Source organism: Anaerococcus rubeinfantis, from assembly GCF_001487145.1.
GTDB lineage: Bacteria > Bacillota > Clostridia > Tissierellales > Peptoniphilaceae > Anaerococcus > Anaerococcus rubeinfantis.
Genome location: NZ_LN913016.1, coordinates 334776 through 360677 on the forward strand (window position 1 = coordinate 334776; position 25902 = coordinate 360677).

Here is a 25902-nt window from a genome sequence, read left to right on the forward strand (position 1 = left end):
AGTATTATTGAATCCAACTACTGGATTAATTGCTGTTATAGGAGTTGCTGCTATTTTTGCACTTAAAAAATTAAATGACCACATGAGTGAAAGTGCAATTCAAAGTGATATCTTTGGTGATAAAGTTAGTGAAGGAACTAAAAAGGCTGTCGGTGGATTTCTTGAACTAAGTGATGAAGCTGAAAGGTCTTTAACTAGACTAAAGTCTACAGGCGAGGTTGTAAGTCAAGAAACTGTTGATAGTATTGCTGGTAATTTTGAGAATATGGGTGGTCAAATATCTAAAAAGATTGAAGAAAACAAACAACCCGCTCTTGATTCTTTGACTAAAATGTATACCGAAATGGGAAGAATCAAAGACCAAGATGTTATTGATACTATAAACAGGGTTCAACAAAGTTATGATGACCAATTGACTAGAGTTCAAGAAGGTGAGAATAGGGTTAGAGAAATTCTTGAAACTGCTAAGAATGAAAAGAGAACTCTAACAGAAGGTGAAAGACAAGAAATAACCACTATTCAAAATCTTATGAAAGATGATGGAATTAGGATTCTTTCTGAAAGTGAACAAGAATACAATATAATTCGTCAGAGAATGAAAGACCAAGCGGGAGAACTTTCTGCTGAACAAGCTTCTAAGTTGGTACAAGATTCAATCACCACTAGAGATGAAACCATTAAAAAAGCCGAGGAAGAATATGATGAGCGTATAAGAATTGCTAACCAATTAAAGGCTGATGGAACTAAAGAAAGTACTGAAGCTGCCTATAAAATAATTGAAGATGCTAAAAATACTAGAGATGAAACTGTAAAAGCCGCCGAAGATTCTCATAACAAAATAGTTGAAGAAGCAAAATTACAAGCTGGCGAGCATGTTAAAGAAGTTGATTGGGAAACTGGTCAAATTAAAACAGGATGGCAAATATTCTTTGATGAGACTGGAAAAGCTATTGATGGCTGGTGGAAAGATTTTAAAAAGAGTTTTAAAGATGGTTTTGCGGCTGTTAAAAGAGATTTTGACGGATGGATTGAAGATCAAAAAGAAGGTTTTGAAAAAATAGGAAGGCATGCTAAAGAAAATATAGATAGTTATGTTAAAGCCTTTACGGAATTGCCGGGTAGGATATCAGACGGTTTTCATCGTGGTTGGAATTGGGTTAAAGATGGTATAAGTAATGCTGTTACAAGTGTTTTTGAAAATTTAGTTGAAACAGTTAAGGGAATGTTTGATTTTACTTTACCTATGCCTAGAATACCTAGACCGGAAATTGAATGGGAAACTCATAGTGTGCTAGGTATGGATTTTTCTATTCCAAGTGGAATTTCATGGCACAAAAAAGGTGCAATTTTCACTAGACCTACTATATTTGCGACTGGTTCTGGTTTTCATGGAGTTGGGGAAGCTGGTCCCGAAGCTGTTTTACCTATTGAAAAACTTGATGGAATTGTTGCTAATGCAATGGTTAAGGCTGGTGGTAACGGTGGTGTTACTATTACAGGCAATACTTTTAATGTAAGAAATGAAGAAGATATTGAAAAAGTTGCAAGAAAGTTATACAGACTGATAGAAAGTAAGAAAAGGGGTGTTGGTCTTGGCTAGACTTTTTGAAAATAGTTTGATTTTTAATGGAGTTGAATTTGGTAAGTTTGGTGTAATTGAAAAGATTGACAGACCTTTTTTAACGCCAATGAGTGTAATTGAAAAAGAAATAAACGGTAGGGATGGAGTCTTATATAAAGACTCTTTATTTGATTCCTTAACTATAACTGTTTCTATTAGGCTTTACAATAATGTAAGACGAAAAATTGATGATATGATCTTTGACTTAATGGAGATGATGTATAGCAAAAAGTTATGTCCTTTGAATTACAGAAGAAATAGAGTTTGGTACGATGCTGTTCTTGTTGGTGTAAATTCTTATGAAAAGTTTAGAAATGAACGTGCTTATATGGATTTAGAATTTAAAGTTCCAAGTGGACTTGGGAGAAGTCAATTTAAGAATGATTATTATAAGAATTTTACAAGTAAGGAAATTTCTTTAAATTCTGTTTTACCAATTAAGGGAGTATTTACTTTTACTGGTTCTTCTAACAAGATTACAAATATGAGAAGTGGGGAATTTATTGAGATTCTTTCTGGCACAAGTCAAAAATTTATTATTGATTGTGAAAAAGAAATTGTCACTTTTAAAGGAAATAGAGCAATGGACAGACTAAATCCTTATTCTGATTTTTTTGAAATAAGAAATGGAGATACTATAAAGGCTACTAATCCTATAAGTTTGGAATTTTATGAGAAGTATTTATATGATAGGTGATGTAAATGTTAATGTTATATGATAGAGATGAAAAACTTATAGCTTCTTTAAAATACAACAATGTTGAAAGAAAAAGAGAGCTTAACGGACTTAATACTCTGGAACTTGAAACAGATAAAGAAGTTGAGTATGGACAAAGAATAGTCTTTAAAGACAAGAACGGGTTATGGAATGAATATATAATCATTGATTATTTTAAAAATCACGAAAATGCTGATGTTACTTATTCTGTTTATTGTGAAGATTCTACAAGTGAATTATATTGGTATTTTATTGACGATTTGAAACCTAGAAATGCGACTTGTTCTAGTGTTTTAAGAAGAATACTTGAAGGAACAAGATTTGAAGTTGGTTATGTTGATGACTTTCCTAAAAAATCTTTCAACCTTTATAGGGAAAGTGTAAAATCTTGTTTATGGAAAATACTTGACCAATATGGAGCTGAAATTAATGTAAGAATTGAAGTTGATAAGACTGGAATTTTACATAGGTATATTGATTTAAGAAATAAAATTGGTCATGATGTTGGTAAGAGATTTACTTATAAGAAAGATACAGGAGGTATAAAGAAAACAACATCTATTAAGGATTTAGCCACTGCCCTTCACGGTTATGGTAAGGGTGAAGAAATTGTAAAAGAAGACGGTACACCGTCAAGAAATGAAAATAAAATAGGTGGAGCTGACTATGGTAGAAAGATTGATTTTTCTGAAATAAATGGTGGAAAAACTTATGTTGAAGATAATGAAGCAAGGCTTAAATATGGACTTGGTAAGGAAAGAAGACACATATTTGGTCAAGCTAATTTTCCAGATTGTGAAGATAAACATGAGTTATTAAGACTAACTAAAGAAAAACTCAAAGAAGTATCTAAACCTAAAATCACATACGAATTAAATGTTGAAGATGTATCAAGGTATGAAGGATATATTGGAGAAGGTGTTGACCTTGGTGATGTTGTTTATGTGATTGACAAGGAAATTGATACAAGGGTTCAAACGAGGGTTATTTCTATTAAGGATAATCCAATTGAAGAAATTGAAGATAGTGAGATTGTCCTTGGTAATTTTATCAAGGATTTATCAGACAATTTTGCCAGTTATGAAAAGTTAAAATCAGTTTTTGAAAATGAAAGAAGTAAATTTAATCAAGAACTTGATAAGCTTGCCAATGGAGTTAAATCGTCTTATATACAAAAAATCCTTGATAAGTTTAATAGGGAATTAAATGAGACTGGAGGTTGGGTTTATGCAGAAGAAGGGGAAGGACTTCTAATTCTAAATGCCCCAAAAGAAGGTAATCCAACTCAAGCTATTAATCTTAAAGGTGGGAAGATTGCTATAGCTAATCACAAAAATGCTGATGGTTCTTTTGCTTATGAGACCTTTGGTGATGGTGATGGTTTTACTGCCAATTTAATTAGGGCAGGTGTTCTAAGAGGTGGTAAGGTATTTTTTAACCTTGAAGATGGAACTTTTCTTATAGGGGAGTCTAGGACTAATTATTCTATGTATTGGGATGGGAAGACTCTACATTTAAGAAATGTTGATATTGATTTGTCTAATAACTATCAAGTACAAAATATTAATAACAGTATCAATGGAATGAAGGATGATTTTACAAAAGATATTAATAATATAAATGGTAGTATAGGTGATATTAATAACAATATAAGTGATCTTGAAAATAAAAACTCCATCTTGTCAGATAGGACTGACAAGGGTTTTAATGATATAGGAGTTAAAATTGAAACTGTTGACAAGAAGATAGATATAGTAAGTCAAGATTTTAAGGTTGGTCAAGGTAAGTTTGAGTCTACTATTAATGCAAAAATGGAAGGACTTTCCAATGTTGTTGAAAATAATAGGGTTAACCTTGATGGAAAAATTGAAACTTATAATAGCAACAATCTTAAAACAATCGGAACTTTGAAATCACAAATAAGTCAGACTGAAAGCTCTATTACAAGTAGTGTTGCAAGTCAGATTAAGGTTGTAAACAACAAGATTGATAGTAATAATTCAAATATGAAATCATATGTTCAAAACAATTATTCTACCAAAACACAAACAAAGGATTTAATTGAAAGTGAGGTTTCTAATGTTTCTAAGTCTGTTTCAAGTTTAGAAAGTAGGGTTTCTAGTGCTGAAACAAAAATCAGTCAAACAGAAAGTTCTATTGATTTTAAGGTTAAAGAAGTTAAAACAGTTTTTGATAATAGATTATCGATAATAAATCAATCAAACAGTGCCAGGGATATAGCGGTACAAAACTTACAAGCTAGTTTGTCGATTCAAGCTGACAAGATTGAAAGTAAGGTTTCTAAGAATGGTATAATATCGACTATTAATCAATCGGCTGAAAGTGTTAAAATTAAGGCTAGTAAGATTAATTTAGATGGGGATGTGAGTTTGACAGGAGATTTTTCAACTTATAACGGATATGGTAGAGCTATATACATGCACGATCAAGAAATAGATTTTTTTCAAAATTATAACGGCAGCACTAAGTTAGGTACTTTAGGGATAATTCAAAATTATGGAAATAAAACATATAGACTTGATTTAAGACACGATATAAGTTCGGCTATAAGTATTTCTTATATAGATCCTCATTTTCTAAATTATAAACCTTATATCTTATTTGATAAGTACAAAAAGGCTACTAAGGGGGGGTATCCTAACTGGGAAGCACCGATAAATTTATATGAAGATGTTTATTTAAAAGAGAATTTACAAGTTGTTGGTAATATATCTTCTAACAAAATAAGCTGTAATCAAATTACAGCTCGTAACTATTTTACTTTAGAAAGTGGACACCCGGGAATTTATTATAATATATATGTGTCATCAGATACATTTTCTATATCACATAGTAGTATGAGAAATAAATATGTAATTAATTTTTCACGAGAAGTGGGGTATTGGCAAAAAATATGAAATTAAAAAACGAACAAATATATTGGATAAATAGCATATTCAATAAAATATGTAACGAAGAAATGAACGCTAAACTTGCATTTAAGCTTTTTAAGATTAAGAAAAAACTTGAAGATGAGGCTTCGATTATACAAGAAGCACTCAAGGGAAAAGAAGAAAATCAAGAAGAGATTGACCAAGTGATGAAAATAGAAAATGAAATAGATATTGAAAAATTAAAAGCGTCTGAATTGGAAGAGTTGAAGTTGTCCATGCAAGACGTTTTTTATTTGGAAGCTATTATTGATTTTGAGGAGGGTAAAGATGAGTAAATTTATTTGTGATGAAAAGAAATATCTTATATGTAGGACAAATGAGGAAGGTAGAGAAGATTTGGCACAAATTGATGAATATTCTGGAAATATTTATTGGATAGGTGAGATGAATAATGTTTATAAATTTAAAACTATCGAAGATGCTAAGGGTTTTAAATTGTCTCAAGAAAATTTGAGCAAAGCTATAGGAAAAAAATGGAAATTTGAGATATTGGAAGAGCATAGTGTTGTTAGTAAAGGTGAATAATCATGATTAATAATGATAGTAAATATATCTTTGAAACAACCAGAGGGGATGATTTCAATTTATATATATATTTATAGACAAAATACCAATGAATAATGCAAGAACATTAATTTCAACTATAAGAAGAAACGAAGATGCAAGTGATAAAATTAGTTCTTCTTGTTCTGTTTCTGGTAGTGGAAAATATGTGATTAAATTTAGTTCTAGTCAAATGAAAAATCTTTATGGAACTTATGCTATTGATATTGAATTATCAGATGGAAATTCTAATGGTAATTGTAAAACTTTAGTATTAGGAAGTCTTATTGTAAATAAAGATGTGACTTATTAGTGGGGTGATTTGATGAGTGATTATAAAATATTGGTAAATTCTTATGATGATTATACTTTGGCTGTTGAAGTCGGAAGGCTTGCTAACAATCTTGAAGAATTGAAACTAAAGATATCTAATGTGAAAAGAGAAAATGGTGTTAGTGAAATAACTTTTTCTGATGGAAATAAGATTGAAGTTAAAGACGGTGATACACCTACAATAGATAAGAATGGATTTTGGCTTATAGGAGGTCAATCTACTGGAGTAAATGCGAGAGGTAGAATAGATTTTAAAAATTTAACACAAGAAGAAAGATTATCTATTAAAGGAGACAAAGGAGAAAAAGGAGACAAAGGAGACAAAGGAGAAAAAGGAGACAAAGGAGAAAAAGGAGACAAAGGAGAAAAAGGTTCACAAGGATTGATTGGTAACGCTAGTAAAATTATAAAAACTGAATACGATAATGAAGGTAATACTCTGATAACATTTAATGATAATAGTAGGGTTCAAATTAATCGAGGTAAAACTGGTAATACTGGTCCTCAAGGGATACAAGGTAAAACGGGTCCACAGGGAATACAAGGTGTTAAAGGAGAAAAAGGGGATCCACTTAAATATGAAGAATTAACAATAAGTCAGAAGAAAGAACTTAAAGGAGAAAAAGGGGAAAAAGGAAAAGACTTAACCTTTGATGACCTAACAGAAATTCAAAAGAAAGAACTTAAAGGAGATTCTACTACAACTTCTTCTATTACAAAAAGTGGTTTTACTACTACTGTTAAGTTTACTGACGGTAAGAGTATGAGGATTGAAGATGGAAAGAGTGTAAATGTAGAATCTTATAGGATTCTTGATGATGGAAATACTGAAATTAGTTTTAGTGATGGAAATACTGCTATCGTTAAGAAGGGTCAAGATGGGACTGTTAAGTTTGAGGATCTTACGGAAGATCAAGTTAATATGCTTAAAGTACCTATTGTAGATGACTTGACTAGTGGAGGTAGTAATAAGGCTTTATCGGCTGAACAGGGGAGAGTTCTTGCTAGCAATATACAAAAATTACATGATAAGCTTTATCCACCCCGCGTGATGACAGCTGTAATAGACCAATCAAATTCAAATCCTCTAACTTGTATCACCTATGAAGATGATGCGAAGATGATGGAAAAAGGTAGTCCTGAATGGGATGAGTTTTTTCAAAGTCAATTAGTCTTGTTTAAGGATGGTAAGGAAGTTAGGGGGCTTGAAGATAGCGAACTTAATGATTTAAAGCCTGAAGATGGGGATGTTATGGTAAGATTTCCACGAAAGGGTTTAAGGATTAAAAAAGTTGGAGAAAAGGTTTATGTGTCAATGACAAATAAGACTGATGATCCTAATTTTAAATACTATGCACACACTAGAGGAAATGAAAGAAAAGATAATTTCTATCTTGGTGCTTATTTAGGATTTGAAGAAAGTGGGAAGCTAAGGTCTATAACAGGGAAAGCTCCTATAATAAACAAAAATATAGAAGATAGTAGAACATTAGCACAAGCAAATGGTATAGGGTATGAACTATTAGCCTTCTATCAATGGACTTTTTTGCAAGCTATGTATGTACTTAAATATGGAAATTTAAATTCACAATCCTCTATTGGCACAGGTTATATTTATAATAATGATAGTCCTAATGATCCTGATGATATACCAATTAATAGATTAACTGGTAAAACTAACGATAAGGGTATAGATTTTGGTAGTATAGACAATAAAACAAAAATAAGATTTCAATGGATAGAAGATTTCTTTGGTAATTATTCTCAATATTGTGATGGGATTATAATTAAAAATAATAAAATATGGATTGGAACTGATAATTTTGATAATACTATTTTTGGATATAACTCTTATAATGCTAAGAATATAAATATGTCATATATCAAAAGCGTTATAGGTAATACTGAAATGGGATTCATACCAGAGTTAGATGAAGGAAGTTCAACTACCTATTATTGTGACCTTGCACTTATAACCATTGATAATATAGACAATTGTTTAGTGGTTGGCGGTTCATGGGGAGATGAGAATGTAGGTGCTTTTTTTATTAGCACAGTAATGTTAAATGATATATTTAATCACCATAATTCTAGTCGTTTGATGTTCCTTTAAAGATATTATAGGAGGTTTTAATGAGAAAATTAAAAAATGTAATTGGCTCAAAGGAAGCTAGCAAAAATCTTATTATAGGAAAAGATACTGTGTACATTCACTCTAATGTTAGAGTTTATGAAGATAAAAATGAAGAAAATAAGGCAAAGATTTCTGAACTTTATATTTATGACGAAGTACAGATGTCCTTACATGAATATTTGGAAGTAAAGCAACAAGAGCTTGAACTTATGACAAAGGCTCAAAACTCTACTGAAGATTTGTTACAAGAAATAATACTTAAAATGTATGAGGTATAGAAAGGGGTGATAAAATGAAAATAGTTGAATTTTTGGCTTATAGGATAACTGTGGGTTTACTTGAATTTAAAAATGTACCTGCACCTTTAAAAGAAAAAGTTAGAGTAGAGTTAGAAAAACTTGGTTTAGGTTTTCTAGCTGAATAATTAAGGGAGTGAAAATTCTCTTTTTTATATAAAAAACCGAAAGGAAGTGAGAGAATTGTGTTAGAATTAGCAAAAGCGATTAGCGAATATGGAATATTAATAGTAATTGCAGGTTTATTTTTGTATTTTTACATCTCAGACAGAAGAGTTTGGCAAAAAAACCAAGATAAGCAGTTTGAAAGAAGCAACGAAATTAATGATAAGCTAACGGAAATCATTGCAAAAAATACATCAAGACTGGACTTACACGAAACGAGTTTGAACAAGCACTCTTGTGATTCTAAACAAAGTTTTGATGATCTAAATGCGAGAGTGGATAAAATAGACGATAAAATCGACCTATTACATTCCACCACCAAGGAATTGGCAACGAAAGCAATGGCAGAAGAAATAAAGGAAGAAGTGAGAAGTTTAAAACGATAGGGGACTAGTATTATGCTAGTCCTTTTTATGTACACATTAAATAACACGAAATAGAAATAATGTTGAAATTTCAACAATTGAATTTCACAAGGAACTTCACAAGGAGGAATTATGAGTAATAGTAGTTTAGTTAGTTTTGCAGATTATAGTCCTAATCATAGTGGAAGAAGAACTCATCCTATAACCAAGATAGCTATCCACCATACAGCTGGAGTTTTAACTGCTGCTGGTATTGGTAATGTGTTTAAGTCTACATCTAGGCAAGCGTCTTGTAATTATGGAATTGGTGTAGATAATAAGATTGTTTTAGTCGTGGACGAATGTAATAGAGCGTGGACTACATCATCTGCATGGTGTGATAATCGTGCCGTTACTATAGAAGTATCTAACTGTCAATATGGTGGCAATTGGCTTGTATCGGATAGGGTTTTGAACACTCTTATAGACCTTGTTACTGATATATGTAGACGAAACAAGATTAAAAATTGTACCTATACTGGAGGCAAAGACGGAGTTTTACAAATGCACAAGTGGTATGCTCAAACATCTTGTCCGGGACCATATTTAGGCAGCAAATTTTCCTATATTGCACAAGAAGTAAACAAAAGATTAAGAGGAGAAAAAACTACAAGCTCATCTAATCTTTATAGAGTAAGAAAATCTTGGGGAGATAGTAAAAGTCAAAAAGGAGCTTTCAAAAATCTTAATAGTGCAATAGATTTGGCAAAAAAGAACAGATACAAGGTGTTTGATAATAATGGAAAACAAGTTTATCCTGTTATTAAAAATGCAAATGCAAGCTCTAATGGTGGTGTATTTATTAAGAACGAGAACTGGACAGGTGTAACTCTAGATGTTTGTAATGTTAGGTCAGCACCAAGTACAAGTGCCGAGATTGTGGCACAATATCCTGTAGGTAAGGAGATACACTATGACCAAGTTTGGGAAGGTGATGGTTATCGTTGGATCTCATACATTGGGGCAAGTTCTGGACAAAGAAGATATGTTGCTTGTAGGAGATTAAGTGGAGATACTACACCTTGGATAAGATTCTAATTAAAATAGTTGACTAATAGTATTATATATAGTATTATATAGATAACTTAACAGACACATTCCCATATGCACAAGAACAGTACGCTCAAGCTGTTCTTTTTTTTTATTATTTACTTGACTTATGATATTATATATAGTATCATATAGTAAAGGAGGTGCAAATGGGAAATAAAGATGTTAAGCTCATTGAAAAAATGAGGAATCAACCTAACGGCATAAATCCAAAAGATGCCGAAAAAATATTATTATACTTAGGTTTTGAGCACAGAAATACTAAAGGTTCACATAAACACTTTAAAAGAAAAAGTGATGGAATGTGGTTTACTTTAGTATTATCTGAAAATCCTATGAAAAGATATTTTGTTGATGATATATTAAAAATTGTAGATGAGTCTTAGGACTTATCTACAAAATTAGCACCCCATTTGTATATAATAACAATGAAGAAAAATTTGCACTATTATTTATCACTACCTTATTCAATTGTTACAAAAGAAATAAACGATGAAACAGGACATTATTATGTGGGTAGGGTAGAAGAGTTATATGATGTAAAAACAGTAGGAAATACTATTGAAGAATTGTACAAAAACATCTATGAAGTGTTAGAGATGTCAATCGAAGATAGGCTAAAAGATGGAGAAGATATTCCTGAACCCATAGAAGAGAAGTATTCAGGTAGAATTTTAGCTAGGATTCCAAAAAGTTTACACAAATTTTTGTCAGAACAAGCGGAAATAGAAAATACATCATTAAATCAATTAATTTTATATAAATTAAGTAAATAAAAGACTTTAAGCGATTACATTTGTAGTCGCTTTTTTAGTGGATAAAAAAGGAGATAATATGGATAATAACTTAAAAATGTTTATAATTGGCATGCTAGCTGTTGCGATTGCATATTCTATAATTACATTTCTTAATTATAGTAAAGAATATACAAAAGAAATAAAAAATGAGAAAGTAAATCACGTTTTAGATAGGTTAAATAAGATTATAGAAAGAGCCGTAGGAGCAGCAAACCAAGTTATAGTTAATAATGCAAAAGAAGATGGAACTTTTACAGCTTCTTTTGGAAAACAAATTAAAGAAGAAGTATTTGAAACGGTTTTGAAAGTTCTCGGAGATGAGGGAAAACAACTGTTAAATGAAGCCTTGGGAGATTTAGATGAATATATCTCAAACGGGATTGAAGATGAAGTTGATAGACGAAAATAGTATAATATAAATGTTAGGTAGACTATGTGTAGTTTTTACCAAAAATTTCTACAATGACCACTGGCTTTTGGCTGGTGGTCTTTTTTTTGTGGTTAATTATGACAGATACTGTGAACTGATAGTGCTAAAGCCGACTGCAAGTTTTCCTACCTTAAATATGGTAGAATTTTTTGTTTAGGGTATAATAATAGTATCCGTTTGCACGAAAGATATTCAAAATTTCCCATCTTTTATGATGGGATTTTTTATATTTTAAAGTATAATATTAATGATCAATTAGTTTTGTTACGACAGACTAATACGAAAGACACTTGGGAAGGAATTAAGCTAGATTAATTATCTATGCTCCTGGGGTGTCTTTTTTTGTGGGTATTTTTATTGTATGTAGGGTAAATTGGCTTATTTATTATATTTACGTCGTATATATTAATAATATAAATATATAAGTATTAATAAATAATAAAGATAATAAAATAATAAAAACAAGGGGGCAAACAATGAACAAAGTTATTAATGGAAAAAGATATGATACTGAAAAAGCTGAACTTATAGGAGAATGGACCAATGGACACAGGTATGGAGAATTTGAATACGAAATTGAAGAATGTTACAAAAATAAATCAGGTAAATTTTTATTATAGGGTTCTGGTGGACCAATGTCAAGTTATGCAGTTCCTTCCGGAAATAATAACTGGACAGGTAGTTCCAAGATAACACCGATATCAATTGATGAAGGTGAGAATAGAGTTAGAGAAATTCTTGAAACTGCTAAGAATGAAAAGCTATTTGAACTTGAAGAAGCTTCTCTTGTAAAATTGGTTGTAGTTGTTGATTTATTCGAAAATTTAACAATAAGTCAGAAGAAAGAACTGAAAGGAGAAAAAGGGGAAAAAGGAAAAGATATAATAGTAGAAGCTTTGGAAAGTAATTTAGAGTGATAAGGGTAAATTATAACACGAAAGTTATTTTGTTAGGAATACTATTGGTATACTTTATTATTTAATTGGCTTATACGTTAAAATATGAATGATTGGCTTATTTGCAAGGCTTACAGGAGTAAATTGTAGGGAGTTTACAAAAGGAGAATATAATTATGGAAAATCAAAAAGATTTCCTCAAAGAAGTATTGAAGATATTATTGATAATTTAGAAAAGGATTATGATAATGAAAACGGTAGATCATATTCCCACGAGGAAATATTCTATTCCATGGGTAGGTTTATTAATATAATGAGAAAACTTTATGGAAAAAAGATAAAGGCTGAAGATATGACTTTCACTCACAACTTAATTCTTGGGAGAGATTATAATAAAATAAGTAGTGATTATCACAATTTGTTTTTTAAATATAATCACTTTATTAAAAGTGAACGCACTGCTAAAGTCTTTATGATTGCCAACTCTTTGATTGAAGAGGGTAAGGTTACAAGTGATGATATAAGATTTTATTTATTGGGGTTGAGAAAGTAATTTGGCTTATGTGATTCGTTGTATATAATTAATGATATTTGGCTTATCACAATTTGGCTTATGAGGAAAACTCATTTTGGCTTATCAAATATCACAAAACTCATTTTGGCTTATGAATGATGTTGATTTGGCTTATGTAGAGATTAGCTTATGTAGGATCTAAATTGGCTTATAAATAATAACAATAAAAAAGAGGACTGAATTGACAGTCCTTTTGTTTTGTAACATCTTATGTTAGCAATCAATGAAACGTTTTAATTTTTAACATTTCAATACATCAAATGTTAATAATCAATGAAACATTTTTCTTTTTTAACATTTCAATACGTCTTACGTTACTAATCAAATAATCATTTTAATTTTTAGTATTTCAACACGTTTCACGTTAATAATAAAGGTATGTTTTATTGATTTAATTGTAATAGTTGTTTTTAATTGTGTCAAGTTTTTTCATGATGATTATAATATTATTTCTATTATTTTATTATTTTATTTTATTAATTTTTACTTTTACTTTTATTATTTCATTATTTAATTATTTTATTTTCTTTTTATTTTCCTAAAGTTTTAAAAAATTAGATCGTTAAATTTTTTTATTGTTTTATTAAATTTTATAACTATATTAATATAATATTATTATTTTTATTAATATAATATTATTATTTTTATTTTTTTTTTTTTTATATATTTTTGTTTTATTTTTTCCATTAATTTTTTTATCCTCATCTATTTTATTTTTTTTATCTCGATCTATTTATTTTATTATTTTATTATTTTCTTTTATCGTCTTATTATTTTATTACAAAAATTTACATTCTTTTTATTTTAACTTATATCACCTATATTTTTAAAGGTACATTAGTATTAATTAATTTTTAACTTGTCTTAAAACGTAAATTAGGGTCTTGGTTTTTTATGATATACAAAAAAAGCACTTTTTAAGGTGCTTTTATATAAGTCTATGTTATTTATCTTTTAAGATTTTATATATTATATCTTTATATTTATTATATGTTTCTTTTTTGTCCTTTGGTTTATCTTTTATTAAATAATCTTGTATTAATATATCTATATCTTTAAAGCTTGTACAATCTTTTAAATCTCTTTTTATTTGTTTTATTGGCTGCATTGTTTTTATTTCTCCTTATTTTATATTATCAATATTTATTGGCATGAATAAACCTTTTAAAACATCATTTTCCAAAACATAAATAGGGTTAAATGGATTATTATCCATTTTACATAGTGTATAATTGTTATCAAAGTATTTCAAATTATCTTTTTTAAAATAAAACTTTTTTTCTTCACATTCTCCTGCTATTATTTTACCATTGTATTTTTTATCTAATAGCAAACTTAAATTATCTACCGTAAGGCTTTTTTCTTTATTAAAATAATTTACATAATTTGTCAAATTTTCAACGGATTTTACCTTTTCTATATTAATAAAATTTTCATTTTTATTTATTATCCAAATTGTAAAAGCATCGGAAAAATATATGTTCTCATTGTCTTCTTGTTGTAAAATTATTTCTTCTTTATAAAGTCTATCTATTATATTTTTTTGTAGTTGCAAAGTTTTCATTGTTTTCTCCTATCTTGTTTTCTTAACAATAGGGTAGGGGTTCAATCCTACCTTTTTTTATATTCTTCTTAAAATCCTATATATTTTATACCGTTTAAAATTCTTTCTTTTTGGTTATCTGTAAATATAAATTCTAAAGCTTTACCGTTGTTTCCTTTGCAGTCGGCTCTATAAGCGTTCAAAACTCTCCAATTATTATTTTTATAAACAAGATCTATATTGGTGCCGCTTGGGGTATATTTATAAGCTTGTGCAAATTCTTCTCTAAATGGATTACAATGAACTTTTAAATTATTTCTATAACATTTTGGCAAACCTAAATCATTTAATCTTTTTTCAATTTTTTCGATAAGTTTTTTAATATCTTCTAGGTTAAGGGTTCTTGTCCTGCAGCGTTCTTGGTTTATGTTTAATAATTCTTCTAGTTTTTTCCAATTATTTTCATTTTTGTTTAAGATTATTTCTTTCATGGTTCTGCTCCTTTCTTATATATTGTTTAAAAGTTTTCTTCTTGTTCTTTTTGTTCTTCATATTCGTCTTTTAAATAATCAGCGTCTTCTAAAATGTAGGCTAGATCATCAATATCGATTAATAACTCTACAAAGTCAGCACTTTCAAGTTCTCCAAAATCATTTATTTTTACAAATGCGTGAGGGTAGTTATAATCGCCGTAAAATATAGCTTTAGCTACCTCGTAGCCATTAGAAAACATTTCAAAAAAATCTTCATCATTAAAATAAATTTGCTCGTATTCGTTATATTGGTTATTTACTTCTAAAAGTTCATAATTGCTTAAATTCTCTAAATAGTTTTTTAAATATTCGTTATAGGTTGTCATTGTTTTACTCCTTTATAATTTTTAGTTTGCTTATAAAGTAGTTTTATCGTATAATCTTTATAAGCGTATAGGCGTTTATAGGTACTTCAAAAGTCCTGTCTATATGTTATAAAGTGGCGACCAAACTACTTTATTTTTATTAGATAGTCGATATTGGTAGTATCGGCTATCTTTTTTATTTACTTTTTTACAGTCTATCGACTTTCTTATTATGGTTTCTATTTCTTTTACTAGGAGATAATTTTTCAAAAACCTAAGTCAATTTATTGTTTTTGTTTATCTTTCCTTTGTTAATTATATAGTACCATAATGTAATACGTTTGTCAAGTAATTTTAAAACTTTTTTTTATTTTTTTAAAAGTCTATATTTCTCATCAAGTGCTTGTATACCTTCGAGTAATGTTTCGGTTAAAGTTAATTCTAACCTATCAGCTAAGTCGTCAAGCTGTTTCTTCTCTTCTTTGGTTATCCTCATACTCACACTTATATCGCGCAAGTTCTTTTTTCTTCTTTTCCTTTTCTCTGTCATTGTCTCACCTCGGTTTCTTTATCTTTGTTAATTATATAATACCATGATGTAATACATTTGTCAAGTAATCTTATTTATTTCTTCAAAAACTTTTTTAACTCCCATATTAATAATATCGGTTTTAGTTTTGTTTAATTTGTTGGCACAAAATTCAAGGATCTGTTTTTCTTCTTCTGTCATTCTTATTCTTGTTTGGTATTTTTTTGGGTCGTCTGTTGGTCGTCCCATTTTCTTTTTATCTTTCATTTCTTGCCCTTTCTTTTATATAAGGTATATTAATACTACCAAGGCGGGGGCAAGAACCCACCAAGGTATAATAATAACTTAACTAAGATAGGGTTTTATTTAGCGTTCACCCTGTCTTTTTTTTTGTGTGCTCATCTTTTAGCTTCTTTTATTAGCTCATCTATTAGCTTTTTAACTTCTTCTATTTTATTATTGTCCAACAATTCTTTTAGAGATAATAAAAAGCCTAAAAATTCAAGTCTTGTCAACTCTTCTGATTCGTTCCTTTCTCTTGCCATATTTTTTATATCCTCCTTTCTTAATATCATTATAACTTATGTGTAACCATAAGTCAAACTTTTATTTAATTATTATTTAAGTAATAGTAATAGTAATAGTATTAAAGATAATAAAGTATAAAGATAAGTATAAGTATATGTATATAAGTAATATAAATATATAAGTATTAATAAATAATAAAGATAATAAAATAATTTAAATTAAAACAAAATAAAATAAAATAAATTAAAAAAAAATAAAATTTCAAAAAAATTAAAGCGGGGGAGATCGTGGGAAAAAATAGTCCCCCCACCTCGGGTTCCTGTTTTATTGTCTATAGGAACGGTTCGGGGCAACTATTTCCAAGTTTGAGGTCTAAATTTAAGTTAGGGGATTCCGACCCTTAACAAAAAACACTCATATAGTTCGTGTAATAAGCTATATGAGTGTTATTAGGGTTGTAGCATACTTTAGGTTATCTTGTGTTTTAATTTGTCTTAAATCGTAAATTATGAGTTAAGATAATTCTAAATATCAATTATACCGTCAAAAATCCGTCACATAAGCGTCAAATTTACTACTGTATTCTGTCATATCTTGTGAATAGTGATTTTTACTAAAGCTTTAAAATTCAATGCTTGCAATGGAATATGATAATTTGTTAATACAACGATATATAATGGGAATATAAAAGAAAGCTTACTTTAATTAGTAGGCTTTTTTATTTGGGAAATTTTGAGGAATAATTTTTATAATAAAAACTCAAACGAAGAAATTTCCATCCCGACCGAAGTGGAGGGATCTCATGGATTTGGTAAATTTATGGATAAAGTTAATTCAAAGAGATCTCTCGACAAGGCTCGAGATGGGTAATGGTTCTCTTCATTTTTGAGCTGAAGTTTAAATTATTATCTGTGAAATTTTGAAAAGTGTTTTTATGTACAAACTATAACAAAGAAATCCCATCCCGATCGAAGTGGAGGGATCTCATGAATTTAGTTGGCTTATAGATAAAATTAATAAAAGAGATCTCTCGACAGGCTCGAGATGGGTGAGTGCTGTATTTGTTTTTGAGCTAAAGTTCAAATTAAAATCATTATCTGAGAAATTTTTAAAAACTTTTTTTATCTAAAACTCAAACGAAGAAATCTTCATCCCGACCGGAGTGGATGGATCTTATGGATTTGGTTAATTTATGGATGAAGTTAATTAGGAGATCTCTCGACAGGCTCGAGATGGGTTATTATTGCATTTATTTTATGCTAAAGTTTTAATTATTATTATCTTAGATATTTTTAAAATTGTTATATCATAAAAAAATACAAACGAAGAGAACCCATCTCGACCGACTGTAAGGAGTGGAGAGATCTCATGGATTTTGTAAATTTATAGATGAAGTTAATTAAAGAGATCTCTCGACCAGGCTCGAGATGGATGAATACTGTATTTATTTTTAAGCTAAAGTTTAAATTTTATTAAAAATCGTTTAAGGTCAAAAAAACACCAGATTATAAGCTTTTTGTGCTTATTATCTGGTATTTTTATTATTATTCGTCTTCTTCTTCTTCTTCTAGTTCTTCTTTTACTTCTTCATGAACTGCTTCTTTTATTTCTTTGTTATCTATAATTGAGTTTTCTGCAAGTCGGTTTAGTTTATCTTTTTCCATTTTTCCAAATTCTAGGTCATCATCAAGTTTTCTTCTTGTTAGAACTGAAATTGCAAATCTTCTTCTTATTTCTCGTTTTATTTCTTCTCTTTCTCTAAACCAAGCTATTACAAGGGTAATTGTAAGGATTAATCCTAAATATCCAAGGATTGGGTATAAAATTGACATTAATTTTTTAAATCCTAAAAATGAAAGTCCAAAGCCTATTAGGGTAAATATTATTAAATTTCTTCTAAATTTATTTTCTGTATCTGAAAATCTCCTTGCTGCGGAATAGAATAAGGATATTGCAGTGTTGAAAATCATTCCAAATATAATAAAAGACATTATAAGACCTAAAATAGGATGTATTCTTTCTAAAACAATTTGCATTGGTATATCGGCATCTTTTATTTTGGGAAGATTAAAAAATAAGGTAAATCCAACAAGGTTTGTAAGAATCGCAACCATAAGTCCTCCAAGTATACCTCCAAGTCCTGCTTCTGCTGAATCAGTTTTACTTCCTCCAAGTACAAAGGCCATGGAAATTGCACTTATCATACACAAACCAAAATAATTTAGTGTAGAAAGGGTTATATTTGGGAGTGTAGATTTTACTGTTTGTCCAATTTGGTCTAGACTTTGCCAATCTGGTTTTATGGTTACAAAGGTAAATATTCCTCCGATAATTGCGAAAATAATTATAAGTGGGGTAAAGGATCCGATTACTCTTGTAACTTTATCAAAATCTAACATTCCTATAATAATTATCATAATTGTACAGACCAAAGCTCCAACCCATGGCTTAAATCCAAATTGTTGGTTTAAGTTTGAACCTGCTCCTGCTATCATTACAAAGCCCATCAAAAAACAATTTATTATTAGGGCGTAATCCATAAATTTTGTCATATATTTATTTGAAACTTCTTCGAGAACGTCTATGTGACTTTCTGCTAAATAGTGAGAACCAAGTTGAAGGATTATTCCTCCGACCAAGATGTGTAAGATTCCTATGGCTGCTAGTCCAAAAAGTCCAGCTTTTCCAAAGGAAATAAAATATTGCATAAGCTCTTGTCCGCTTGCAAGTCCGGCTCCTGTTAAAACGCCAACATAGGCAAGCATTATGCTTATAGTTTTTTTGTTCATTTTTTCTCCTTTTGTAAAATTTTTTAAAATAAATATAGGGACAGTTGCTTATTATTAATAGTTTTGCAAGAGTCCCTTTTTATTTAAGAAAATTGATTTATTACAACTTTTGGTATTATTTTTTCTATTTCTTCTCTTGTTGGAAGGTCTAGAACTTCTGCTGTGGCTGTTGCGGATGCTACGGCAACTTTGTAGGCTTCGATTGTATCGCTTGATCTTACCAAAGTTCCTATAAATCCACCAATCATTGCATCACGGCAAGCTACAGAATTTACCACTTCATTTATGTGAATTTCTTCAGAAATATATGAGTGGCCGTCTTGGGAAAAGAACATAGATCCTTTTTTTCCATAGGAAACTATGGCATTTTGGGCTCCCATTTCTATAATTTTTTTACCGTACTTATCCATATCTTCTATTGTTTCAATTTTTGTTCCAAAAATTTCCATCAAATCTTCTACGTTTGGTTTTACAAGAATTGGTCCTTCTTTTATTACTGCTGGTAAATACTCTGCAGGAATATCTGCTATAAATTGGGATCCATTTGCCTTTGCTATTGAAACCATTCTTGAATAAATATCTTCGTCAACTTTTTCTTCCATTGGTGGGACAGATCCTCCCATAACTATGGTATCTCCTTCGCCAACTCTTGATAAATAATATAAAAGCTCATCAACTTCGTAGTGGCTAACGTTTGGTCCTTTGGAATTTATTGTTGTTTCTTCATTATCCAATAATAATTTTATATTTGTTCTGCTTTCTTCTTCAATATTTACAAAATCGGTCATGATATTTTCTTTATCAAGCCATTCTTCGATAAATTTTCCTTGGTGACCTCCGATAAATCCTGTCGCAACTGTTGGGATTTTTAATTGGGATAAAACTCTTGAAACGTTAAGAGCCTTTCCACCTGGAAGGGTAAATTCATCTGAAACATGGTTTTTGTCACCGATATTTAGGTTTTTCACTTCTAAAATTACATCTACAGATGGGTTTAAGGTAACTGTGTAAATCATAATTCCTCCAAATTTTTATTTTCTAATCTTTTCTATCTTTTCTAATATTACTTTACACTCTTATATCATAAATTGCTTCTATAACTTCTTCCATGTGAACTCCTCTTGAGCCCTTTACAAAAACAAGGCTTGATTTTGTAATGAGAAGTTTTAATTTATCAATTAGGTCATTTTTATTTTCAAAATAAAAACTCCTATCTTCTGGGAAATTTTCTAGGCTTGCCCTGTACATTTCTTTACAAAGTGGGCCAAAAAATAAGCAATAATTTATTTTTTTTGGATCTATATCAAGTCCTGACTTGTAGTGGAGATTTTTTTCTCCATCACCAAGCTCTAACATATCTCCCAAAACTACAATTTTATTTGCATATCCATCCAAATATCCTGCAAGCTCAAGTCCTTGTTTTAAAGATTGAGGATTTGATTTGTAGGCATCATCAAGAATATCAAAGCCATTTCTTTCAATTAATTCGTTCCTGTTTGCATTGTTAGATGCGAGAGAAAGACCACCATTAATTTCTTTGTAGGAAAGGTTAAATAATTTTCCAATCAAAACTGCCAAGGCCCCGTTTAAAACTTGATGAGTTCCTAAAAGTGGTACTGTATAATCTTCATTATCATAAGTAAATTTTGTATAGGTGCTTGAAAATTCTTTTGGACTAACTTTAAAGTCAACTTCATCGCTTGTTCCAAAACTTATAGTTTTTTGTTTTATTTTATAAGATGGGAGAACTTTTTTTAACATTTCGTCATCACCATTATAAATAAAAATTCCATCGTCTTTTAGGCCTTCAAGAATTTCGAGTTTTGCTTTTGCGATTCCTTCTCTTGATTTTAATTTTAAAAGATGAGCATCGCCAATATTTGTAATCATCGCCATATCAGGGCTTGCTATATGGGTTAGTTCTGAAATTTCTCCAAAATCTTCAGTTCCCATTTCAACTACGGCTATTTCTGTATCTTTTGAAAACTCCAAAAGCGTTAGGGGAAGGCCTATATTATTATTGTGATTTCCTTGGGTTTTTTGAACCTTATATTTTTCTGATAAAACTGAATGAATCAAGTTTTTAGAAGTTGTTTTTCCATTTGATCCGGTAATTGCAATAATTTTTATATCAAGTTCATCCCTGTAGGCTTTTGCCAAATCTTGTAGGGCTTTTTTTGTATCAGAAACTTTTACAAAGGGAATTGAAACTGATTTTGGAATCTTATAATTTTCATCAATCAAAAATGCAGGAGCTCCAGCATTTTGGCATTCTTCAATAAATATTCTTCCATCAAATTTTTCCCCAACAATAGGGATATAGAGATTATCTTTTTTGATTGTACGAGAATCTATAGAAACTCCCTTGATTTTTGTGTCATTAAACTTGTCATCGGAAATTTCTCCACCTAACATTTTTGCAATTTCATCTAATCTTTTTTCAATCATTTAAATCTCCTTTTTTGAAAAGTTTTGAACCCTTCATCGATAAGCATATCTAGGATATTTTGAAATTCTATATCAAAGCTAATTTTACAAAGTCTTGCAAAAAATGAAGTAGGGGTAAAACCTGGGAAGGTATTTATTTCATTTATATAAAATTCATCATCTCTTAAAAATACATCAACTCTGGCAAAACCTTGGCAGCCACAAGCCTTGTAGCATTTTTTTGCAAATTCTAGCAAATCTTTTTCAAGTTTTTCATCCATTGGATAAGGAAGCATTTCTTTAGTGCCCTTATCAAAATATTTTGCATCATAGTCAAGGAAGATATGGTCTGTGACATAAGCTCCTGGCTTTGAAGCTTTAAGTTCGTTGTCGCCGATTATGGCAATTTCTACTTCTTGACCGATAATTGCCTCTTCAATTAGGATTTTTTCATCATATTTTAAAGCTTCTTTTCCAAATTTTAAAATATCCTCAATATTTTCTGCCTTATTTACTCCAACTGATGATCCATTTGCTGAAGGTTTTACTATCATTGGAAATTTTATATATTCCTCACATTTTTTTGCAAAATCTTCATCAAAAGATTCTTCATTTGCATAAAGATATCTTGCTTGTTTTAATTTATTTTTTTCAAAAATGTCATTTGCAGTAACCTTATCCATACAAACAGAAGAAGATAAGAGTCCATTTCCAATATATGCCACATCAATTGCATCCAAAAATCCTTGGATTGTTCCATCTTCTCCATAGGTTCCGTGAACACATGGAATAATTATTGTTTTGTCCTTGTCCTTATCTTTTAATTCTAAAAGAAAATCAGAAATTGATTCGAGAATATTTTCCTTGCAAGTTTTTACAAGATCAAATTCGTCTTTTGTATCTATAAAATCAAAAGCTTTTGAAAATCTTCCTTTTTTGTCAATATATACAATTTTTAAATTATATTTTTCTTTGTCTAAATTTTTTGAAATATTAAGGGCACTTCTTAGGGCAATATCATGCTCACTTGAAGGTCCACCGCATAATAAATAAGTATTAATCATTTCTTTCTCCATCTAATTTTATATAAAAATTTTACTACATATTGGAAATTAGAGCAAATAAAAGGAGAATTTATTGGGTTGAAATAAATATTTATTATTTTATTTTAAATTTTTTCATTTTTATTTTTGCAATTCAAAGTATAATGGATAAAGAAAATATTAGGAGGATTTATGGAATATAAAGATTTACAACCAAAAGAAGTTTTTCATTGGTTTAAAGAAATTTCAAATATACCAAGAGAAAGCGGAAATGAAAAAGAAATTTCAGATTTTTTGGTAGATTTTGCAAAAAAAAGAAATTTAGAATATTGGCAAGATGATGTTTTGAATGTATATATAAAGAAAGAAGCAAGTAAGGGCTACGAAAATTATCCAGAAGTTTTACTCCAAGGACACATGGATATGGTTTGTGTAAAAGAAAACGGATCAGAACACGATTTTTCAAAAGATCCAATTGAACTTGTTGTAGATGGAGAGTGGCTTACAGCAAACAAGACAACTCTTGGGGCAGATGATGGAATTGCAGTTGCCTATGCTCTTGCAATTTTGGATGATGAAGAAGTTTCACATGGACCAATCTCTGTTTTGATTACAACAGGAGAAGAAACTTCCATGGTTGGAGTAAATAATCTAGATACAAAAAAATTGGGAAATCCAAAATATTTATTAAATATTGACAGCGAAGAAGAAGGAATTTTAACCATTGGCTGTGCCGGTGGAATGGATATAAAATATTCATTTGAAAAAGAATACGAAAAAAAAGACGGAGAATTTATTTCCATAGAACTTAAAAATTTCCAAGGTGGCCATTCTGGAATGGAAATTGATAAGTACAGATTAAACGCAATCAAGGGTCTTGTAAGAATTATAAACGAATTAGACTCATATAAAATCGGAAAAATTTCAGGTGGAGTAAAAAGAAATGCAATTCCATCAGAAGCATTTGCAATAATAGAAGTAAAAAATGCAAAAGATGCTATAAAAAATCTTTCAAAAGTAAAAGATGAAATTCTTCACGAATACAAAAATTCTGACCCAAAAGGCGAGATTATAATAAAAGAATGTCACTTTGATGGAGAAGTTTTAACAAAAGACTTGTCAGAAAAAATTGTAAAAGCAAATTTAATTGTTGCAGATGGTCCAGTTAAAAAATACGATGGAAATCTTGTAACAAGTTCAAATCTTGGATTAGTTGAAGAAGATGAAGAAAAAATCACCTTCACAATTCTTGCAAGAAGCGAAGTTACATCAGCTAAAAGATTTAGACGTGATGTAATTAAAAACCAAGTGGAACTCTTTGGAGCGAAAGTTGAAAGTATAAACGAATACCCTGGTTGGGAAAGAGAAGACAGTGAACTTTTGGAGATAATGAAAAATGTTTGGGAAAAATTAAATGGAGAAAAACCACAAGTTTTAACAACTCACGGTGGACTTGAATGTGGACTTCTAAAACAAGATATGAAAGAAACTCAAATGGTTTCATTCGGCCCAGAAATCCAAGGAGCTCATTCACCAGAAGAAAGAGTAAATATAAAATCAACAGAAAATAATTATAAATTCTTGGTAGAAATTTTAAAAGAATTAAAATAAAAAAGAGGCTTCGGCCTCTTTATATTTTTGCTTATAAGAAATATAAAATATCCTTGTATAAATTTCATTAAATGCTATAATATTTAAAGATGAGGAAATCATTTTCTATAAAATTAATATTTTTTTAAACTTTATTTTCAAAAATTCAAGTATTGTATTTTGTTAGGAAAACGTGTATAATAAATTTAAGTTCAAGAAATATAGTTAAAAAAATAACAGTTATAAATTTTTATTTATCAATATTTACGGAGGGAATATGTACGAGGAAAAAGTTACACTTGTAAATGAAATCGGTTTACATGCAAGGCCTGCTTCTATCTTTATAAGAGAAGCTGTAAAGCATGCGTGCGATATAAATGTAGAAAAAGAAGGAAGAGTTTATAATGCCAAATCAATAATGTCAGTTTTATCTATGAGCGCTGGCAAGGGTGAAGAAATAGTAATTAAAGCCCAAGGCGATGGGGAAGAAGAAGCTGTAAAAAGCCTTGTTGATTTGGTTGAAAATAAATTAAGTAATTATTGAAAGTTACATTAGAGAGTAAAAAAAGTCTAATTATAAATAATGAATAATTTTTATAATTAAATTATGCTTTACAATCTCTAATAACTAGATGTGTTAAATCGGGATAAATAAGTGAAACTGGCGGTTATCTATCTTTTCAAAATAGGAAAATTGTAGTTAGGTACATTCTAAAGTGATTATTAAAAATTACATAATAATTTTTAGAAATAATTTAATATTTATGGGAGAGCACTTTTTTTAAGTGCTTTTTCTTTGGAGAAATTTAAAAATATGAAAATAAATAAAATATAAAAATTGCAAAAAATATTGTCAAAATTTTCATATTAGAATGTTAATATTTCAAGTTTTGACAATCCGTACCAAAGTAGTATACTTTTAATGTATATAAATTTATTTTCTCAAAATATAAAAAAAGAGGTAAGCGATGAAAGAATTATTAAAAGTTGAAAATTTACATGTTTCAGTTGGAGATACTGAAATATTAAAAGGTATAAATTTAAAAGTTAATGCTGGAGAAGTCCATGTAATAATGGGATCAAATGGTTCAGGAAAATCTACATTAATGAACGCCGTAATGGCAAATCCAGTTTATGATGTAACAGAAGGAAAAATATTTTTTGAAGGTGAAGATATTACAGATCTTACAACTGATAAAAGAGCAAAGGCAGGAATTTTTATGTCTTTCCAATCACCTGATGCAATTAATGGTGTAAAACTTAGAGATTTTCTAAAGCAAGCAAAGGAAGAAGTGACAGGCAAAAAACCATCAATTTTAGGTTTTAATAAAGAACTTACAAAGGAAATGGATGATTTAAAATTATCTGAGGAATATGCAAACAGATATGTAAATGTTGGATTTTCTGGTGGAGAAAGAAAAAAATCTGAAATTTTGCAATTAAAAATTTTAAATCCAAAACTTGCTATGCTTGATGAAACTGATTCAGGACTTGACGTTGACGCAGTTAGAATTGTAAGTGAAGGAATCAAAAATTATTTAAACGAAGACAATGCAGTTATAGTTGTAACTCACCACAATGAATTATTAGAAAATATTGATGTTGATTATGTTCACGTTTTAAAAGACGGTGTAATCAAAAAAACATCTGATGCGACTCTAATGGAAAAAATTGAAAAAGAAGGATATGAGTGGGTTTAA

General features: G+C 29.6%; 32 protein-coding genes. 21 read left to right on the top strand and 11 right to left on the bottom strand.

The window, feature by feature from the left end; translation table 11 throughout:
• The first annotated feature begins 7 nt into the window (after positions 1-7).
• The 18 genes from BN3265_RS02450 (at position 8) to BN3265_RS02520 (ending at position 12894) form a co-directional block, all read left to right on the top strand.
• Complete coding sequence (locus BN3265_RS02450; protein ID WP_058989985.1) at positions 8-1600, top strand: phage tail tape measure protein; 1593 nt, start codon at positions 8-10, stop codon at positions 1598-1600.
• The gene (locus BN3265_RS02455) at positions 1593-2318 is read left to right on the top strand and encodes a distal tail protein Dit (protein ID WP_058989987.1); all 726 of its coding nucleotides are present in this window, start codon (positions 1593-1595) and stop codon (positions 2316-2318) included. Before BN3265_RS02450 ends, BN3265_RS02455 begins: the two co-directional genes overlap by 8 nt.
• A 5-nt stretch (positions 2319-2323) precedes the next feature.
• Positions 2324-5257 carry a phage tail spike protein gene (locus BN3265_RS02460; RefSeq protein WP_058989989.1) on the top strand — a complete coding sequence of 978 codons (2934 nt, stop codon included), beginning with the start codon at positions 2324-2326 and terminating at the stop codon, positions 5255-5257.
• Positions 5242-5568 carry a hypothetical protein gene (locus tag BN3265_RS02465; protein WP_058989991.1) on the top strand — a complete coding sequence of 109 codons (327 nt, stop codon included), beginning with the start codon at positions 5242-5244 and terminating at the stop codon, positions 5566-5568. The genes BN3265_RS02460 and BN3265_RS02465 overlap by 16 nt, the downstream gene beginning before the upstream one ends.
• On the top strand, positions 5561-5818 hold the full coding sequence (locus BN3265_RS02470) for a hypothetical protein (protein WP_058989993.1): 258 nt from the start codon (positions 5561-5563) through the stop codon (positions 5816-5818). The genes BN3265_RS02465 and BN3265_RS02470 overlap by 8 nt, the downstream gene beginning before the upstream one ends.
• 88 nt (positions 5819-5906) lie before the next feature.
• Entirely contained in the window at positions 5907-6149 is a 243-nt protein-coding gene (locus BN3265_RS02475) for a hypothetical protein (protein ID WP_058989994.1), read from the top strand.
• A gap of 12 nt (positions 6150-6161) precedes the next feature.
• Positions 6162-8282 carry a collagen-like triple helix repeat-containing protein gene (locus tag BN3265_RS02480; protein WP_058989997.1) on the top strand — a complete coding sequence of 707 codons (2121 nt, stop codon included), beginning with the start codon at positions 6162-6164 and terminating at the stop codon, positions 8280-8282.
• A 20-nt stretch (positions 8283-8302) separates the two neighbouring features.
• Positions 8303-8581, top strand: a complete 279-nt coding sequence (locus tag BN3265_RS02485; RefSeq protein WP_058989999.1) for a hypothetical protein — start codon at positions 8303-8305, stop codon at positions 8579-8581.
• Positions 8582-8595: 14 nt separating this feature from the next.
• On the top strand, positions 8596-8727 hold the full coding sequence (locus BN3265_RS09720) for a hypothetical protein (protein WP_280641729.1): 132 nt from the start codon (positions 8596-8598) through the stop codon (positions 8725-8727).
• 57 nt (positions 8728-8784) lie between these two features.
• Positions 8785-9150 carry a hypothetical protein gene (locus BN3265_RS02490; protein ID WP_058990002.1) on the top strand — a complete coding sequence of 122 codons (366 nt, stop codon included), beginning with the start codon at positions 8785-8787 and terminating at the stop codon, positions 9148-9150.
• A 111-nt stretch (positions 9151-9261) separates the two neighbouring features.
• Complete coding sequence (locus BN3265_RS02495; protein ID WP_058990004.1) at positions 9262-10206, top strand: N-acetylmuramoyl-L-alanine amidase; 945 nt, start codon at positions 9262-9264, stop codon at positions 10204-10206.
• A gap of 161 nt (positions 10207-10367) precedes the next feature.
• Positions 10368-10604, top strand: coding sequence for a type II toxin-antitoxin system HicA family toxin (locus tag BN3265_RS02500; protein ID WP_058990006.1), 237 nt, complete (start codon positions 10368-10370; stop codon positions 10602-10604).
• A gap of 42 nt (positions 10605-10646) precedes the next feature.
• Positions 10647-10994, top strand: coding sequence for a toxin-antitoxin system HicB family antitoxin (locus tag BN3265_RS02505; RefSeq protein WP_058991282.1), 348 nt, complete (start codon positions 10647-10649; stop codon positions 10992-10994).
• Positions 10995-11052: 58 nt separating this feature from the next.
• Positions 11053-11424, top strand: coding sequence for a hypothetical protein (locus BN3265_RS02510; RefSeq protein ID WP_058990008.1), 372 nt, complete (start codon positions 11053-11055; stop codon positions 11422-11424).
• Positions 11425-11434: 10 nt separating this feature from the next.
• Positions 11435-11602 carry a hypothetical protein gene (locus tag BN3265_RS09465; RefSeq protein ID WP_157667245.1) on the top strand — a complete coding sequence of 56 codons (168 nt, stop codon included), beginning with the start codon at positions 11435-11437 and terminating at the stop codon, positions 11600-11602.
• Positions 11603-11921: 319 nt separating this feature from the next.
• Positions 11922-12065 (top strand): hypothetical protein, encoded by a 144-nt coding sequence (locus tag BN3265_RS09625; protein WP_245191082.1) that lies wholly within the window; start codon positions 11922-11924, stop codon positions 12063-12065.
• Positions 12066-12080: 15 nt separating this feature from the next.
• The gene (locus tag BN3265_RS09630) at positions 12081-12362 is read left to right on the top strand and encodes a hypothetical protein (protein WP_245191083.1); all 282 of its coding nucleotides are present in this window, start codon (positions 12081-12083) and stop codon (positions 12360-12362) included.
• An 88-nt stretch (positions 12363-12450) separates the two neighbouring features.
• A complete protein-coding gene (locus tag BN3265_RS02520; protein ID WP_058990010.1) occupies positions 12451-12894 on the top strand; it encodes a hypothetical protein in 444 nt (147 codons plus the stop codon).
• Between the two features lie 964 nt (positions 12895-13858).
• Here BN3265_RS02520 and BN3265_RS09470 read toward each other — a convergent pair.
• From BN3265_RS09470 to BN3265_RS02565, 11 genes are all read right to left on the bottom strand, one after another.
• The gene (locus tag BN3265_RS09470; RefSeq protein ID WP_157667246.1) at positions 13859-14023 is read right to left on the bottom strand and encodes a hypothetical protein; all 165 of its coding nucleotides are present in this window, start codon (positions 14021-14023) and stop codon (positions 13859-13861) included.
• Positions 14024-14038: 15 nt separating this feature from the next.
• Positions 14039-14479, bottom strand: coding sequence for a hypothetical protein (locus tag BN3265_RS02525; RefSeq protein WP_058990012.1), 441 nt, complete (start codon positions 14477-14479; stop codon positions 14039-14041).
• Positions 14480-14547: 68 nt separating this feature from the next.
• Positions 14548-14949, bottom strand: a complete 402-nt coding sequence (locus BN3265_RS02530; protein WP_058990014.1) for a hypothetical protein — start codon at positions 14947-14949, stop codon at positions 14548-14550.
• A gap of 26 nt (positions 14950-14975) precedes the next feature.
• Entirely contained in the window at positions 14976-15317 is a 342-nt protein-coding gene (locus BN3265_RS02535; protein ID WP_058990016.1) for a hypothetical protein, read from the bottom strand.
• Positions 15318-15663: 346 nt separating this feature from the next.
• Positions 15664-15846 (bottom strand): hypothetical protein, encoded by a 183-nt coding sequence (locus tag BN3265_RS02540; RefSeq protein WP_058990017.1) that lies wholly within the window; start codon positions 15844-15846, stop codon positions 15664-15666.
• 60 nt (positions 15847-15906) lie between these two features.
• The gene (locus tag BN3265_RS02545; protein WP_058990018.1) at positions 15907-16092 is read right to left on the bottom strand and encodes a hypothetical protein; all 186 of its coding nucleotides are present in this window, start codon (positions 16090-16092) and stop codon (positions 15907-15909) included.
• Positions 16093-16223: 131 nt separating this feature from the next.
• Complete coding sequence (locus tag BN3265_RS09475) at positions 16224-16370, bottom strand: hypothetical protein (RefSeq protein WP_157667247.1); 147 nt, start codon at positions 16368-16370, stop codon at positions 16224-16226.
• A 1527-nt stretch (positions 16371-17897) separates the two neighbouring features.
• Entirely contained in the window at positions 17898-19142 is a 1245-nt protein-coding gene (locus tag BN3265_RS02550; protein WP_058990019.1) for a YkvI family membrane protein, read from the bottom strand.
• 83 nt (positions 19143-19225) lie between these two features.
• A complete protein-coding gene (locus BN3265_RS02555) occupies positions 19226-20158 on the bottom strand; it encodes a 1-phosphofructokinase family hexose kinase (RefSeq protein WP_058990020.1) in 933 nt (310 codons plus the stop codon).
• Positions 20159-20210: 52 nt separating this feature from the next.
• Positions 20211-21590, bottom strand: a complete 1380-nt coding sequence (locus BN3265_RS02560; protein WP_058990021.1) for a UDP-N-acetylmuramoyl-tripeptide--D-alanyl-D-alanine ligase — start codon at positions 21588-21590, stop codon at positions 20211-20213.
• The gene (locus BN3265_RS02565) at positions 21587-22633 is read right to left on the bottom strand and encodes a D-alanine--D-alanine ligase family protein (protein ID WP_058990022.1); all 1047 of its coding nucleotides are present in this window, start codon (positions 22631-22633) and stop codon (positions 21587-21589) included. The genes BN3265_RS02560 and BN3265_RS02565 overlap by 4 nt, the downstream gene beginning before the upstream one ends.
• Positions 22634-22804: 171 nt before the next feature.
• Between BN3265_RS02565 and pepD the strand changes: the two genes are divergently transcribed.
• The 3 genes from pepD to sufC all read left to right on the top strand — a co-directional run bounded on the left by pepD (position 22805) and on the right by sufC (position 25902).
• Positions 22805-24223, top strand: coding sequence for a beta-Ala-His dipeptidase (pepD, locus tag BN3265_RS02570; RefSeq protein WP_058990023.1), 1419 nt, complete (start codon positions 22805-22807; stop codon positions 24221-24223).
• Positions 24224-24479: 256 nt separating this feature from the next.
• Positions 24480-24746 carry an HPr family phosphocarrier protein gene (locus tag BN3265_RS02575; protein WP_058990024.1) on the top strand — a complete coding sequence of 89 codons (267 nt, stop codon included), beginning with the start codon at positions 24480-24482 and terminating at the stop codon, positions 24744-24746.
• A gap of 424 nt (positions 24747-25170) precedes the next feature.
• Positions 25171-25902, top strand: coding sequence for a Fe-S cluster assembly ATPase SufC (sufC, locus tag BN3265_RS02580; protein ID WP_058990025.1), 732 nt, complete (start codon positions 25171-25173; stop codon positions 25900-25902).